A 15,182-nucleotide genomic window follows, 5' to 3' on the forward strand; every position below is an offset into this window, starting at 1 on the left:
AAGATTGTGAAATAAATATCATTCTCTTTTGATTTAATACATGTGAAATAATTATCAATCATTTTTAACAATATGATATGGGGGTCATGTCACTATGGAAGACTATCCTTTACTTTTCAAACCATTAACAATTAAAAGAATGACGATTAAGAATCGAATTATCATGCCGCCAATGGGAACAAATTTTGCCAATCTCGATGGCAGTATGACAGAGGATCATCTTTCTTATTACACAGAACGAGCCAAAGGTGGTACAGGATTAATTATTTTAGAAAATGTTTGTTTGGATTATCCGATGGGCACAAATGGCACAACACAGCTCAGAATGGATAATGATCAGTTTATTCCCGGTTTATTTAAGTTTACGGAAACGATGCACGCTTATGGAACGTGTGTTTCCGTGCAAATGAATCATGCGGGTGCTTCAGCTTACCCTGGTCGGCTTCAGGGAAAACAGCCGGTATCAGCCTCCAATATTCCGTCAAAATCCGGTGGGGTGATTCCGCGCCCATTAACAAAGGGTGAAATAATGCTCATCGTTAAGAAATATGGAGAAACGGCACGACGCGCACAACGTGCAGGATTTGATTGTATCGAAATTCATGCCGGACACTCTTATCTTCTCAGCCAGTTCCTTTCACCTATTTATAACAAGCGGACGGATGAATTCGGCGGGTCACCGGAAAATAGAGCGCGATTCACGAGACTAGTGATCAATGAAGTGCGTCGCCAGGTGGGGGTCAACTTCCCAATCGCTTTGCGTTTTAGTGCGGAAGAATTTGTAGCGGGTGGTAATAAATTAGAGGATACTTTGCAGTTGTTGGACTATTTGACTGATGATGTTGATGTGCTGAATGTATCGGCGGCGTTGAACGACTCCATTCAGTATCAGATCGACGAAATGTCTCTTGAGGATGGCTGGCGGGCATACATGGCTGAGGCTGTGAAAAAGAAATTCAATAAACCAACAATCACATCGGGGAACATTCGTACGCCTAAAGTGGCAGAAAAAATTCTTGAAAGCGGAAAAGCAGATTTGATCGCGATCGGGAGAGGGCTTCTTGCCGAACCTTATTGGGTCAATAAAGTGCAACATGGGCAAGAAGAATTAATGAGAAAATGCATCTCGTGTAATATAGGCTGCGCGGATAATCGAATCGCACAATGCAAGCCGATTCGCTGTACAATTAATCCGGATTTGATTCATGGGGATTCATATAAGCGCTATCATGTGAGTCATCCCCTGCGCGTCATGGTCGTTGGTGGAGGAACGGCCGGATTGGAGGCGGCTTGTACGGCAGCTGAAGTCGGTTGTGATGTGCATCTGTTTGAGACGAAAAGCTATCTAGGCGGACTCGCACGAGAAATTTCAAGGCTTCCGGATAAAAAAAGAATTGAGGATTTTCCCAACTATTTGGAAAAAAGGGCGAAGTCGCTCACGAATCTGAAAGTTTCGTTGAACACGACGGTTCATTTTGATCGGATCGCCGCTGAAGCCCCGGATATCATCGTTACGGCAACAGGTGCGAAACCATTTTTACCGCCAATTCAGGGGCTTAAGGAGCAACTTGTCAGTTCGGAGCGTAAGGTCTTTTCCGTTTTTGATTTATTGTCCGATTTGAAGCGGTTCAGTAGTTTTAAAGGTAAGCAAATTGCGATTGTTGGCGGTGGCGCAGTTGGACTTGATGTGGCTGAATACTTTGCAAAACGCGGTGCCGGTTCGGTTACAATCATTGAAATGCTTCCTGTCTTAGGAAAAGATCTGGATCTGGTCACACGTGTGTCAATGATGGCGATGCTGGACAAGTATCAAGTCAATCAGTTAACTGAAACACCGTTAATAAAAGTGGAACGTGATCACTTTAATGTAAAGGTTGCAGGTGCTGAGAAACAGATTCCTTTCGATTTCGGATTCATTTGTTTAGGCATGCGTTCCTTTAATTCGCTGACGAATGAGCTGAATGATTATTGCCGAGAAAACAAAATTGAACTGGTTAACATTGGCGATAGCAAGGTGGCGCGGCGATTAATCAATGGCACCAAAGAGGCTAGAGATATCATCAAAACAATTAAAAAAGTCGATAGCATGAAAGCGGGTTTTTCTGCTGCATTATGAAAGCCGGAGTAAGTATTCTAGCTTTCGCGCAGTTGTATATAAAAATTTTAAGTGATGAAGGGAACGATTATCATGACAGAACGAATTACAGGACACACAGAACTCATTGGTTTGATTGCAACACCGATTCGGCACAGTCTGTCCCCGACTATGCACAATGAAGCTTTTGCGAAGCTGGGGTTGGACTATGTTTATCTTGCGTTTGAAGTAAATAATCAGGAATTACCTGATGTGATCAAAGGGTTTCGTGCTTTGAAACTGCGCGGTTGGAACGTATCAATGCCGAATAAAAGGTTGATCGGGAACTATTTGGATAAACTTACTCCGGCTGCCGAATTAGTTGGCGCGGTAAATACCGTAGTCAATGATCATGGTGTTTTAACAGGGGACATTACAGATGGAACAGGCTATATGCGTAATTTGAAAGAAAATGACATTGATATTATCGGTAAGAAAATTACGATTGTTGGTGCAGGCGGTGCAGCCACGGCCATTTGCGTGCAGGCGGCACTGGATGGAGTAAAAGAGATTTCAATTTTCAACCGCAAAGATGCGTTCTTTGAAAACGCAATGCACACAGTTGAGAAAATTAACTCAAGAACATCATGCAAGGCAACACTTTTTGACTTAGCCGATGAGGAGAAACTGAAAGCGGAAATCGCTGACAGCGTCCTGTTCGGTAATGCCACAGGTGTCGGTATGAAGCCGCTTGAAGATCAGAGCATTATTAATGATCCGAGTGTATTCCGTAAGGATCTGATTGTTACGGATGTAGTTTATAGCCCGAAAAAAACAAAAATGCTCAGCATGGCCGAGGCTCAAGGCTGCCGATTCTTTAACGGACTTGGCATGATGCTGTGGCAGGGCGCACGTGCATTTGAAATCTGGACGGGAAAACAGATGCCTGTGGATTATATACGCTCACTGCCATTCTTAGCAGAAGACGAAACAAAAAGCGCGGCACCTCAAAATAAGTAAACGGATATCGATAAGTATTCATTTGTGATTTTTATGTGAAAAAAATCACATTTAATCTATTTTAGAAATAAAATTCTGTATTTGGTCATTCTGTTCGGTACAAGATTTTAATAATGTCTCAGTTAGGAAATGCTGAATAATTTTTAACTTTGACAATGAGGAAGGAAGGTCAGCTATGAAGAACAAATATATGCCCACTGCGCTCGGATTGTATATCAATTACTTTATTCACGGGATGGGTGTCATTATCCTTGCACAAAATATGGATGCTCTCGCCGCACATTGGAACACAAATGTCGGCGGTGTCGCAATTGTTATTTCAGCTCTAGGGATCGGACGCTTGATCGTTCTGTTTGTTTCAGGTGTTCTTTCTGACAAATTCGGACGGAGACCGTTTGTGTATATGGGTTTGGCGACGTACATTGCCTTCTTTATCGGTATCTTGATCAGTCCGAATATTGGTATTGCCTATGTATTCGGCATTCTAGCCGGAATCGCTAATTCATTCCTTGATTGTGGCACTTACCCGGCACTCATGGAATCGTTTCCAAAAACAGCTTCAACGGCAAACATTGTTTTGAAAGCATTCATTTCTGGAGGACAGTTTTTGCTTCCATTGATCATCAGTTTTCTTGTAGCTTCTCATCTTTGGTACGGATGGTCATTCATTGTTGCAGCGGTCATCCTTGTCGCCAATGCCATTTACTTGATTAAACGGCCATTCCCGCCTATGACCGTCAACGAAGAATCCGAACAGTCGGGAGATCAAACATCAATCTTTATCAGCAAGCCGAAATTTTGGCTCGAAGGCACCTGCTTTTGTTTGTACGGTTATGTCTCTCAGGCAACTTTCTATTTGGTGAGCCAGTGGCTGACCAAGTATGGCAGCAGTGTCGCAGGTATGGGCGATGCATCTTCACGTGCGTTAATGAGCTATTATGCGATTGGCTCCATTGTCTGCGTTTTTGTGACTGCAGTTCTTGTACGCAAATTGCACACAATTTTTTTCTTGGTTGGCTACACATTCGTATCAATGGCTGCACTAGTGGTTCTATGTCTCTTTCCGAAACCGCTCGTTTGTGTACTATTCTCATTTGTGATTGGGTATTCAGCTGCAGGCGGTGTCATGCAACTCGCTCTTGTTTTGATGGCTGAAGTATTTCCACGTGGTAAAGGAACGATTACCGGAACATTTTATACGCTGGGCAGCATTGCGTCGTTTACTATTCCATTGATTACGGGTGTTCTGTCAAATACCAGTATTGCTAACATTATGGTATTTGATGCTTGGATCGCAGCTGCAGGTTTTGTGCTAGCTTTGATCATTGCGTATCGGTATCGTAAGGTAGTTCCGATGATGAGAAAAATGGAATCAAAAACAATATGAAAAGACCTGGTGCAATTAACTAGTGTTGACTTTGAGGGACGGGATGCAGATGAAACAAAAGAACAGGTACTTATTTTCAGCACTCTGCTGTTATTCGATTTATTTTGCCTTCGGCATGGCTTACATCATGCTGGCGCAGAATATGAGTTTTCTTCAAGCTAAATTTCATACGGATTCTGCAGGGATCAGCTTCCTTATTGCTACATTTGGTCTCGGCAGACTTTGCACTGTATTTATCGATGGACTTCTTGTTGACAAAATCGGGCGTAAGTGCATGATTGTGATCGGCTGTCTGTTCATGACTGTTTTTCTTTTCGGCATCCCGTTGGCGCCAAATTACTATGTAGCTCTATGTGTTGCTGTGTTCGGCGGACTATCTATCGCATGTCTCGATACGGGGACTTATCCATCACTGATGGAATTTTTCCCAAAATATTCTGGTTCATCAACAGTCATACTGAAAGCGATCATTTCTTGTGGATCGGCACTGCTTCCGGGGATCATTATCTTTCTGAACAATAATCAACTTTTTTATGGGTGGGCATTCTTTATTCCCGGTGCAATTTATATCATCGTTCTTTTATTGTTAAGCAGAGCGCCGTTTCCAAGTAAAAAGTCAAAAGCGGTGTCCGGAGAAGCACCACCGAATATACGCTTTACCGGAAAGCCAAAGTTCTGGCTTGAGGGTGCGGCATTTATTCTCATTGGATTTACAGCACCTGGTCTTTTATATATTATGGGGACATGGCTGCCGACTTATGGGCAGAAAGTGGTTGGCATGGATTTGGGAGACTCGTTAAAACTGGTCAGCTATTTCAATATTGGCGCGATTGTTTCAGTAATTTGTTTGGCATTGTTGCTGATGAAAGTTATCCGACCTGTGACGATTCTTGCTGTTTTTCCAATCTGTTCTTTTCTAGCGACTGTTCTGTTCATGTTCTCACGATCCGCATTTGTGGCGGGAACAGCTGCTTTCTTGATTGGCATTTTCACGGCAGGAGTCTTCCAACTGTGCATTGCTGTATTTTGCGAATTCTTCTGGAGCCGCAAAGGTACAGTTACAGGTACAATTGACACGGCTACTGGTATCGCGCAGACAACAATTCCCTTTGTGACAGGAATCATTATTCGCTATTCAGACATTCACGGAGTATTCGCTTTCTCATTATGTGTGAATACTTTAGGAATTCTACTTGGACTCTTTGTCAATTATCGCTATCGAAAATTAATTGCACGAACACCGGCTACTGAAACAACATCGTAAAAAAGCTCTATGGCGTAAATAAAGAAAGGTGAAAAAAATGAAGACAGTTAAAGTGAAAAATGTGGAATTGGGAATTGGTATTCCGAAAATAGCGATACCGATTGTCGGAAGAAATCTTGCGGAACTTCAGAAGGAAATTTTGCTGCTGAAGGAACTACCTGCCGATGTGATTGAGTGGCGCGTTGATTTTTTAGATGAGGTAGCCGACGTTGCAGCGGTTAAACGAGTTGCCTGTGAACTCAGAGATCTGTTGCCGGATAAACCGATTCTTTTTACGTGCCGGACGCTGAAAGAAGGCGGAGAAAAAGAAATTAGTTCAAATGACTATGCTGCGCTGAACCTTGAATTGATTCAGAGTGGATGGATTGATCTAGTGGATGTCGAACTTTTTATTGGAGAGGGTGTGGTGCGTCGTATTGTTACAGAGGCACATCACAATGGTGTCAAGGTGATCATGTCAAGTCATGAGTTCCATCAGACACCAAGCACGAAGACGATCATTGAACGGTTGTGCGAGATGCAGAATCGTGGGACTGATATTTCAAAAATAGCGGTCATGCCGCAATCAGCATTCGATGTTTTGACACTGCTCAAAGCAACGGAACAAATGAAAACTAAATTTGCCGATCGCCCGTTCATCACGATGTCAATGTCCGGAAAAGGTGTCATTAGTCGGTTAACCGGAGAACTCTTCGGTTCGGCTTTAACGTTTGGCTCGGCAGCAAAAGCTTCTGCTCCCGGTCAAATTAGGGCTGATCAATTGGCGAAATTGCTGTACTTCTTCCATGAACAAGCAGGAATATAATCACTATAAGAATGAGGTGTTTCAAAAGTCCGTCTTTGACTTTGAGACAAATTAAAAGAGAGATCGCGTAGCGATCTCTCTTTTCTATGATTCCTTCATCAAGGAAGATTTCGAAGGAGTTAGCGGCATACTCAATTCAAAATCATACCTATTAAATGAATCGAGTATTATTTATGAACCATCAATCAGCTGACAGAGCGTCAATTGGGTTCAATCGTGAAGCACGTCTTGCCGGCAACAGTGCAGCGATAAATGAGATCACAAGAGCGATGATTACGATTGTGATGATGTTGGCTGCTGTAATCTGAACCATGTTGAATTTAACGATACTGTAGAGCAGGTGATTAAGCAGTGCACTAAAGCCGTAAGCAAAGATTAGTGCGAGAGCCGCTGAGAACAAGCCGATCAGGATTGACTCGGCAGTAAACAGGCGGCGAATGTCTTTCTTGCGCTGACCCAGCGCGCGCAGAATGCCGATTTCTTTTGTTCGCTCAGATACGGACATATACATCGTTACGATGATCATGAGCGCGGAAACGACGAGCGAAATGCCGGCAATCGATGCGAGGATAATCGATGCAATCTGAACATACTGATTAATCGTATCTAAAATGTCACCGACTGTAATGGCCCCATAGGCATATTTACCGTTATTCTTTATTTCTTGTATCTTTTTTGCGACCTGTTTAACATACGTTGAATCGGTGGCATTAACGGAGACAAAATTCGCATCCGTAACACCATTATGCTTCTCGATCAATTGACGCATCGTGTCATAGTTGGTCGCTGCCGGTAGAGTCTGGGCATTGTTTGAAAATCCAACAACCTTAAGGTTACCGATAATCTGAACAGGCTGGTTCTTTTTATTGATCCACTGCATCGTAAGCTTGATTGTTTTTCCTTGAAGCTTTTTATAGGTTTTGGCACTGGTGAGTGCGATCGCCTGGTTCTTATTGATCACAATTTCATTATCTCCGGGTGCATGTCCCGTTTTAATTGTGTTGTCAGCAAATCCCTTTGTCCAAGTTTGGATGCCACTGCCGTTTGAATTTTTCTTGTTGTAGGACAAGGTGTAGGTGCTTAGCTGATAGCCAGGTTCCACCTTGTTGACGTGTTTTAAGTCGCGCAGGCGGTCAACCTGATCGTTGGTAAGCAGCAGCTTCGATGGGTCATTGGCAAACTGCTGCATGGACTGTTGCAGTTCGGCAGTAGTAACCTTTTTGCCGGTTGGGTTCTTAAACACAGTAATTGAATTGGGGTTAACCATTGAATTGATTTGATCCTGCATGAAGGCGTTAACTCCGTTGCCCAGACCACTGAAGAGCAGTACGGCGAATAGCCCGATGGCCGTTCCCAGCATGATAAGCGAATTGCGCCAAAAATTAAAAGTGAGGTGTTTGAATGCATTTCGATAACTTGCTCCGGAAGAAAGCGCTTTTGGTCGAAACTCGTTTTGAGCGTCTGTTGGTAACGGATAGGCTGGGCTTAGTCGTGTGTCGCCATCGATCTTCCCGTCTGTCAGATGGACAATCCGAGTTCCATAGTTGGCGACCTCTTGAGAATGGGTGACGGCGATGACCAGTTTGCCTTCTTCCGCAATTTGTTCCAGAAGTTTGAGCACTTCTGCGGTGTTTCCGGAGTCCAAAGCGCCTGTTGGTTCATCAGCAATGATGATTTCAGGATCGCTGGCCAAAGCCCGTGCGATCGCTACACGCTGCTTTTGACCGCCGGAGAGTTGACTTGGGCGTTTCTTTAAATGCTCGCCCAGACCGACCTTTTTCAGTAAGGCGATGGCACGTTCCTTTCGCTGGCTGCCGGTGAGCGTAGTCATATCCAAAGATACCAATACATTTTCAACGATGTTGAGATGACTGATTAAGTTATATGATTGGTAAATGTAACCAATGGTGCTGCGGCGGTAGTCATCCAACTGCTTTTCCTTGGTATGATCCAGCTGACGTCCGTCAACGGTTACTTGACCAGTGAACTTACGATCCAATCCACCAATGATATTCATCAGGGTCGATTTGCCGCCCCCAGATTCCCCTAAAATTGAAACAAATTCACCGCGTTCTAGTTGCAGATCAATACCCTTAAGAACGGGAAATTCTTCTTTTCCTAAAAAGTATGATTTGTGAATGTCATGTAATTCGAGATAGGCCATGTGTTTCCTCCTTTACTAATATCAAGCTTAAATATACGAAAACTAAAACAAAATGTCAATGTTGTTTTAGTTTTTTTGACAAAATACAAGATTACTTTTACAATTATTAGACAAAAGATGAGCATGGAAGTGAACAGTAAATGAAACGAAGCGAACGGAAGAACATGATGCGCGAACACATTCTAAGGACCGCTGCTGAACTGTATTTAAAAGTGGATCCGGACACAATCAAAATGCGTGAATTAGCGCGTGTCATTGGCATTTCATCGGCGACACTTTATAAATATTTTTCAAGCAAGGACGAGTTATCAAGGGCAGTCGTTACGCGAATATTTACTGAGTTTTATGATTCAATCTTGGGGTTTTTAAATGATTCGACGTTAACATTCCCTGAGTGTCTGCAGGGCATGCAACAGTTTTCGAAACAGGCACTCAGTCATGTGAATAAGAAGATGATTGATCTTTTCTTCAAAATGTATCAAGATAATAGTGAAATTAATCTGTTATTTGACAGTAGGAGTGTTTTTTGGAGAAAATTTGTTGCACGCGGGCGAGCGGAAGGATATATTGACGATGATTTGAGCGATACCGCAGTTTTTATCTACATCGACATGTTCTTTCAGTATTTTCGTAATCGGCAGTATATGGAAAAATTTAACATGACTCCGCAATCGTTGCAAAAAATTGATCATGAATTGGACAAGATGTTTTACCGAGGGCTGCTGGGCATTAACGATAGTTGCATTGAAGTTAAAAAGAATTCTGAAAAAAATCTAAGTAATTAGGTAGCAGATAACCAAAATTAATAATCTATAGTTCTTCACTTTTCTAATGGGATGAAACTAAATTACGATACGAGGGAGAGAATTTATGAAATTATTGCTCACATCTGCAGGCATCACTAACAAAAGCATACATGACGCGCTGGTTGACTTACTGGGCAAGCCGATCGCCGACTCCAATGCCCTGTGCATCCCCACTGCGATGTACGGACACCCTTGGGTCGGCCCCGGTGTCAAAACCTGGCAGTTCATCAGTGGGAATTCCGAGAATCCCATGGTCGACCTGGGTTGGAAGTCTGTCGGTGTTCTGGAACTCACAGCGCTGCCAAGCATCGATGAAGACCGCTGGGTGCCACTGGTTCAAGAGACGGATGTCCTGCTGGTGGCTGGTGGCGACGCTCTCTACCTGGGACACTGGATGCGGCAGTCCGGGTTCGCAGATCTCTTGCCATCCCTGCACGCAGTCTATGTGGGAATGAGTGCTGGGAGCATGGTGATGGCACCCAACATCGGGGAAGACTTCGTTGGCTGGACTCCGCCCAACGGTGGTGATGAAGCGCTGAGACTGGTCAATTTTGCAATGTTTCCGCATCTGGATAACGAGATGCTGCCGGGAAACACTATGGCTGCCGCAACGAGATGGGCCGAAGGGATGCAAGGGCCGGCATATGCGATTGACGATCAAACTGCAATCAAAGTGATCGATGGAGCGGTAGAAGTGATCTCCGAGGGACATTGGAAACGATTTTCGCCCTGATATTACTCTGCCGCTAAACATATTAAAAGTAAATTATAAAAGTTTTGAAATGGGTGTCGCTTCTGGTTCGGGGCGGCACCCATTTCATGCAAACCCCTAAAAAAAGTGTCCGTTTTTATCTAACGTAAACTGTTACTTTAGTTTAGCAGTTGTATCAAGCCAAGTGACCCTTGGTTCTTCGAAAGTGGAGATGCGTCATTCAGACAAAAAATGACCACAAAAAGAAGAGACTGGGAAGAAAAATCAATGACCGATCGCCTCGCAACTGTCCTCCAAAAATAGAGGTTGACTGCCCGGTGAGAGAAAAGTGACACAGACGCAGAAAAAAGCCGTGAATCCTTGATACATCTAGAATCCACGGCTTTACTTACTATGATTACCCCATCTGGATTCGAACCAGAACATCGCGGCCCCAGAAACCGCTGCCTTACCGTTTGGCCATGGGGTAATGAATCAGAACAAGAAATATTATACCCAGTACAGATTAATAATGCAAGGCTTTTTCTGAAAAAAGTTGAATTACTCCCAAAATCAGGTTATATGAGTGGACAAGGATCAAAAAAGCTATAATGAAAGCAGAATCATTTTTTGATGGGAGGAAGGATGAGTGAATGCGTGTCGCGGAGACGTGATCCGCTGCCCATTACGTGTATCATGTATCGACGCAACGAAAACTTGCCGCAAACGATTAATATAGTTCGTGCCCACACACATAATTTGAAGGATGTGACCGTTCAGATACCGTTGCGAAAACAGGTTGCAATCGCCGGTGTCTCTGGATCGGGAAAGTCCTCACTTGCAATGGGGGTTCTTTATGCTGAAGGCAGCCGCCGTTATCTTGAAGGACTGTCGGCGTTCACACGGCGTAAACTTCATCAGATGGAGCGCGCAGATGCGGAGAAAATTGAATTTCTTCCGCCAGCGCTTGCCCTGCGCCAGCGTCCTCCAATGCTTGGTCGTCGCAGTACGGTCGGAACCGTGACGGAGACTTATAACCTTCTGAGGCTTATGTTTTCTCGATTGGGGACACATCAATGTCCCAAAGGACATAGAGTTAATCCGTCTCTGACAGCTATTTTAAATGAAGAATGTGTGTGCCCGGAATGTGGCACGTCGTTTCCTCTTCCAAGTGCCGAAACGTTTTCATTCAATTCTGCGCTTGGTGCGTGTCCTGTATGCGGCGGACTCGGCGAACGTGCGGAGGTGGACCCCGCACTTGTAATCGCAGATCCTAATAAAACGATTCGTCAAGGCGCAGTTGCCTCATGGCGCGCCGCGGGCCGAGGCTACACAGTGCGGCTCGTCGCACAGCTTGGCGTGCGCATTGATGTGCCATGGCAGAAATTGAGCAAAAAAGAACAGGAGATTGTCCTGCGCGGCAAACAGACAAAGCGACCGCTCACGTTTCACAACAGTGAAACAGGCGAGGAGTATCCGATCACGTTTACCTATGACAATGCAGTCGAAGCAGTACGGCAATCGCTCGCCGGCGACCGCAATCAGACACGGTATGCACGCATGAAAAAATTTCTAAGCGTGCGTCCATGCGAGCATTGTCATGGAACACGCCTGCGACCGGAAGCGCTGCTTACGCGGTTAGGTGGTTTGTCTATTGCAGAAGCCGCAGCATTGACCATCAATGAGCTGAAGCATTTTACAGATGAATTACCGAACCATTTGGAATCGCCGCTTCGGCCTGTCGCAGAGAAACTTGCTGAGGGTATGCGTCGGGAAATTGATCCGATGCTGGAGCTTGGAATCGGTTATTTAACGCTGGATCGGTCCGGTGGAACACTTTCAACAGGTGAACGTCAGCGGCTTGAATTGCTTAATATGGCCAAAAGTCATTCAACAGGCATCCTTTATGTACTTGATGAACCATCTGTCGGTCTGCATCCGGCTAATGTAGCCGGTTTGCAGCGGATTATGCGGCGAATGGTTACGAATGGCAACAGCTTGGTTGTCGTTGACCACAACTTGGAAATCATTCGCGGAGCCGACTACATGATCGAGATGGGACCGCAAGCGGGCGAACGAGGCGGGCAGGTTGTCGCTGAAGGGACACCGAATCAGGTGGCACATATGCCGAATTCAGTGACCGGCAATTATTTATCAAGGCGGCGGATGGTACATGGCCGGAAACAACGCTCTATTAAACAAAATCATTCCTTTGTTGAGATAAGCGTTCATGATCTACACAATCTTCATGACGTAACAGCACGTTTTCCGCTTAATCGAATGACAGCGGTGACCGGTGTTTCCGGAGCGGGAAAGACGGCGTTGATTCAAGGAGCACTCGTTCCGGCAATCCGTACGCATCTCAATAAAACGAGTCTGCCGACATGTGTCAGCCAATTGACCGGTGCAGCCGAAATCCGGCGTATTCTCGTTGTTGATGCGGCACCGATCGGACGCAATGCACGTTCTACCCCGGCGACGTATACCGGCATTTTTGATTTAATTCGTAACCTGTTTGCCCAGGCTTCAGCAGAGGCAGGCAGGAAATGGGATGCCGGCTATTTTTCCTTTAATGTGAAAGGCGGACGTTGTGCGGTCTGTGAAGGAAGAGGAGAGATGGCGCTTGACATGCAGTATTTGCCGGAGCAGCGCGTCCGCTGTCCGCATTGCGGCGGCACACGCTACGAGCCGGAGACTTTGAAAATAAACGTTCGCGGCAAGTCGATTGCCGATGTATTGGAGATGAACATTGATGAAGCAGCTGGGTTTTTCGCTGATGTTCCTGGATTGGTCGAACCACTCCGTCTTCTTCAGAGCGTCGGACTCGGCTATTTACGGCTCGGTGAACCGACACCGGGACTTTCCGGCGGTGAAGCGCAGCGAATGAAACTTGCCGGTGAACTGCAGAAGCATCATCAGGGAACGCTTTATATACTTGATGAACCGTCAACAGGGCTGCATCCGCAAAATATTGAAATGCTGCTCGGGGTATTGGATCGCTTAATGGCTGAGGATTCTACGGTTATTCTCATCGACCACGACCCTGATTTGATCGCAAATTGTGATTATGTCGTCGATCTAGGACCCGGCGGCGGCCCGTCCGGAGGGAAAGTTGTTGCCGAAGGTACTCCTGAGCAGGTTGCGAAGATTTCGGAAAGTCTTACCGGAAATTATCTTGCCAATCGAATGCGCATGGTATCCAAATAGGTGATTTGGCCGATGAGTATTGATCGTTATTTCCTTTTAGTGGCATAATAGAATCAGTCAACGTTATTTTTTTATTGCAAAACAAGGTTCAGATAAAAATATAAAGAGCTAATTACATAGAATTTGATCGCGACTCAGTCTATGTAATAAAAGATCATGAGGAGAGAGTTAACATGCGATTAGTTTTGCTATCAGGCGGGTCAGGAAAACGATTATGGCCATTGTCTAATGATGCACGATCCAAACAATTTCTGAGAGTGCTTGAAGACCAAGATAAGAAGCTGTCTTCAATGGTTCAGCGGGTGTTCGGCCAGTTGAACGAAGTGGGACTTGGAAAATCAACAGTGATTGCGACGGGAAAGGGCCAAGTGGAGATGCTTGAAAACCAGCTTGGTAAGGATGTGCCTTTAATCGTTGAACCGGAACGTCGTGATACCTTTCCGGCAATCGCACTTGCGGCTTCCTATTTATATACCATGACGGACGCTTCTCTTGACGATGCGGTTGCTGTACTGCCGGTCGATCCTTATGTCGATACCGCATTTTTTAAACGAATCCTTGACTTAGAGAAATTACTCGATGAAACGAAGGCAGATTTGGCACTTATGGGTGTCAAACCAACCTACCCTTCGGAAAAATATGGTTATATTGTTCCTGTTAAAGGCGAAAATAAATCATTTATAAAAGTGGATCATTTCACTGAAAAACCAACTACGGAACTGGCGGAAACGCTGATTAAAGATTCCGCTCTTTGGAACTGCGGTGTATTTGCATTCCGTCTGAACTATGTCATTTCCATTTTGGAATCGCTGGGCCTGCCGCTTAACTATGAGGAGCTTTCACAACAATTTGCCAAGCTGCCGAAAATCAGCTTTGACTACGCAGTTGTTGAAAAGGCGAAAAACATTGTTGCGCTGCCTTATGAAGGGTTCTGGAAAGACCTCGGCACTTGGAACACTTTGACTGAAGAAATGGCGACAAAACAGATCGGTAAAGGAATTATCAGTGATGATTCGGCAAACACGAATCTTATTAACGAGCTTGATCTGCCGGTGACGGTAATCGGCGTCTCAAATGCGATTGTTGCAGTCAGCCCGGACGGTATTCTTGTTGCGGATAAAGAACAAAGTCCGCGCATAAAAGAAGTAATGAAGGGCTTTGACCAGCGCCCGATGTATGAAGAACGCCAATGGGGTTCCTATCGCGTTCTCGATTATTCACGGTACTCGGTTAATAATGAAGAAGTACTGACGAAAAAGATCGTGATTAAAGCTGGTGCCAATCTCAGCTACCATTGCCATCATATGCGCAAGGAAGTATGGACGATCGTCAAGGGGAATGGCCGCTATGCGGAAAACGGCGTGATCCGTTCGATCAAGCCTGGCGATGTGGTCATCGTTACAGCCGAAACGCTTCATGCAATTAAAGCTGATGATGCACTCGAATTGATCGAGGTACAGATCGGCAGTCAGCTGATTGAAGAAGACATTGATCGCAAGTACATGAAGTGGGAAGAAATCGAAGCGAACTGTTCACAGGTTCGCGGATAAAAAAGATGCAAGCTGAGCGGATAGGCGAACCTATCCGCTTTTTTTGGCTGAAATTTTACACAGTGTCCCGATCATAATCTATGGTTCATTAATTAAGAATTACTGGGAAACGATTTGTTATCTTTTTAGTTCGCAGTAGACGGAAGAGGCGCAACATCGTATCAATTGAAAAAACACTAATAATATTAAGAAAGCTGAATTGAAGAGAAGAAGT

10 protein-coding genes and 1 tRNA gene are annotated in these 15,182 nt (G+C 44.8%); 9 read left to right on the plus strand and 2 right to left on the minus strand.

Annotated features, from left to right (window positions below; all coding sequences use genetic code 11):
* Window positions 1–94 precede the first annotated feature (94 nt).
* The 5 genes from AC6F33_RS04290 (at window position 95) to aroD (ending at window position 6,550) form a co-directional block, all read left to right on the plus strand.
* Window positions 95–2,116, plus strand: coding sequence for an oxidoreductase (locus AC6F33_RS04290; RefSeq protein ID WP_480947682.1), 2,022 nt, complete (start codon window positions 95–97; stop codon window positions 2,114–2,116).
* A gap of 72 nt (window positions 2,117–2,188) precedes the next feature.
* Window positions 2,189–3,094, plus strand: coding sequence for a shikimate dehydrogenase (locus AC6F33_RS04295; protein WP_480947681.1), 906 nt, complete (start codon window positions 2,189–2,191; stop codon window positions 3,092–3,094).
* A 175-nt stretch (window positions 3,095–3,269) separates the two neighbouring features.
* Window positions 3,270–4,481, plus strand: a complete 1,212-nt coding sequence (locus AC6F33_RS04300; protein ID WP_480947680.1) for an MFS transporter — start codon at window positions 3,270–3,272, stop codon at window positions 4,479–4,481.
* Window positions 4,482–4,524: 43 nt separating this feature from the next.
* A complete protein-coding gene (locus AC6F33_RS04305; protein WP_480947679.1) occupies window positions 4,525–5,745 on the plus strand; it encodes an MFS transporter in 1,221 nt (406 codons plus the stop codon).
* 37 nt (window positions 5,746–5,782) lie between these two features.
* Window positions 5,783–6,550: a type I 3-dehydroquinate dehydratase gene (aroD, locus tag AC6F33_RS04310; protein ID WP_480947678.1), complete on the plus strand. Its 768-nt coding sequence runs from the start codon at window positions 5,783–5,785 to the stop codon at window positions 6,548–6,550.
* 181 nt (window positions 6,551–6,731) lie between these two features.
* On the opposite strand, the gene AC6F33_RS04315 is transcribed toward aroD, so the two are convergent.
* Window positions 6,732–8,714 (minus strand): ABC transporter ATP-binding protein/permease, encoded by a 1,983-nt coding sequence (locus AC6F33_RS04315; protein WP_500777805.1) that lies wholly within the window; start codon window positions 8,712–8,714, stop codon window positions 6,732–6,734.
* Window positions 8,715–8,854: 140 nt separating this feature from the next.
* Here AC6F33_RS04315 and AC6F33_RS04320 point away from each other — a divergent pair, with 140 nt between their 5' ends.
* Together AC6F33_RS04320 and AC6F33_RS04325 are read left to right on the plus strand one after the other, a co-directional pair.
* The gene (locus tag AC6F33_RS04320; RefSeq protein WP_500777806.1) at window positions 8,855–9,499 is read left to right on the plus strand and encodes a TetR/AcrR family transcriptional regulator; all 645 of its coding nucleotides are present in this window, start codon (window positions 8,855–8,857) and stop codon (window positions 9,497–9,499) included.
* 85 nt (window positions 9,500–9,584) lie between these two features.
* Window positions 9,585–10,253: a Type 1 glutamine amidotransferase-like domain-containing protein gene (locus AC6F33_RS04325; RefSeq protein WP_480947675.1), complete on the plus strand. Its 669-nt coding sequence runs from the start codon at window positions 9,585–9,587 to the stop codon at window positions 10,251–10,253.
* Between the two features lie 376 nt (window positions 10,254–10,629).
* On the opposite strand, the gene AC6F33_RS04330 is transcribed toward AC6F33_RS04325, so the two are convergent.
* Window positions 10,630–10,701 (minus strand) — tRNA-Gln (locus AC6F33_RS04330).
* A 155-nt stretch (window positions 10,702–10,856) separates the two neighbouring features.
* Here AC6F33_RS04330 and AC6F33_RS04335 point away from each other — a divergent pair.
* Window positions 10,857–13,418, plus strand: coding sequence for an excinuclease ABC subunit UvrA (locus tag AC6F33_RS04335; protein ID WP_500777807.1), 2,562 nt, complete (start codon window positions 10,857–10,859; stop codon window positions 13,416–13,418).
* Between the two features lie 173 nt (window positions 13,419–13,591).
* On the plus strand, window positions 13,592–14,968 hold the full coding sequence (locus AC6F33_RS04340; protein WP_500777808.1) for a sugar phosphate nucleotidyltransferase: 1,377 nt from the start codon (window positions 13,592–13,594) through the stop codon (window positions 14,966–14,968).
* Window positions 14,969–15,182 lie beyond the last annotated feature (214 nt).

Source organism: Sporolactobacillus sp. BBK16-2 (assembly GCF_059878335.1).

Bases quoted from the DNA above. Each gene is read 5' to 3' on its own strand.
- AC6F33_RS04290 (WP_480947682.1), top strand. From the start codon at position 95: ATGGAAGACTATCCTTTACTTTTCAAACCATTAACAATTAAAAGAATG.
- AC6F33_RS04295 (WP_480947681.1), top strand. From the start codon at position 2,189: ATGACAGAACGAATTACAGGACACACAGAACTCATTGGTTTGATTGCA.
- AC6F33_RS04300 (WP_480947680.1), top strand. From the start codon at position 3,270: ATGAAGAACAAATATATGCCCACTGCGCTCGGATTGTATATCAATTAC.
- AC6F33_RS04305 (WP_480947679.1), top strand. From the start codon at position 4,525: ATGCAGATGAAACAAAAGAACAGGTACTTATTTTCAGCACTCTGCTGT.
- aroD (WP_480947678.1), top strand. From the start codon at position 5,783: ATGAAGACAGTTAAAGTGAAAAATGTGGAATTGGGAATTGGTATTCCG.
- AC6F33_RS04315 (WP_500777805.1), bottom strand. From the start codon at position 8,714: ATGGCCTATCTCGAATTACATGACATTCACAAATCATACTTTTTAGGA.
- AC6F33_RS04320 (WP_500777806.1), top strand. From the start codon at position 8,855: ATGAAACGAAGCGAACGGAAGAACATGATGCGCGAACACATTCTAAGG.
- AC6F33_RS04325 (WP_480947675.1), top strand. From the start codon at position 9,585: ATGAAATTATTGCTCACATCTGCAGGCATCACTAACAAAAGCATACAT.
- AC6F33_RS04335 (WP_500777807.1), top strand. From the start codon at position 10,857: ATGAGTGAATGCGTGTCGCGGAGACGTGATCCGCTGCCCATTACGTGT.
- AC6F33_RS04340 (WP_500777808.1), top strand. From the start codon at position 13,592: ATGCGATTAGTTTTGCTATCAGGCGGGTCAGGAAAACGATTATGGCCA.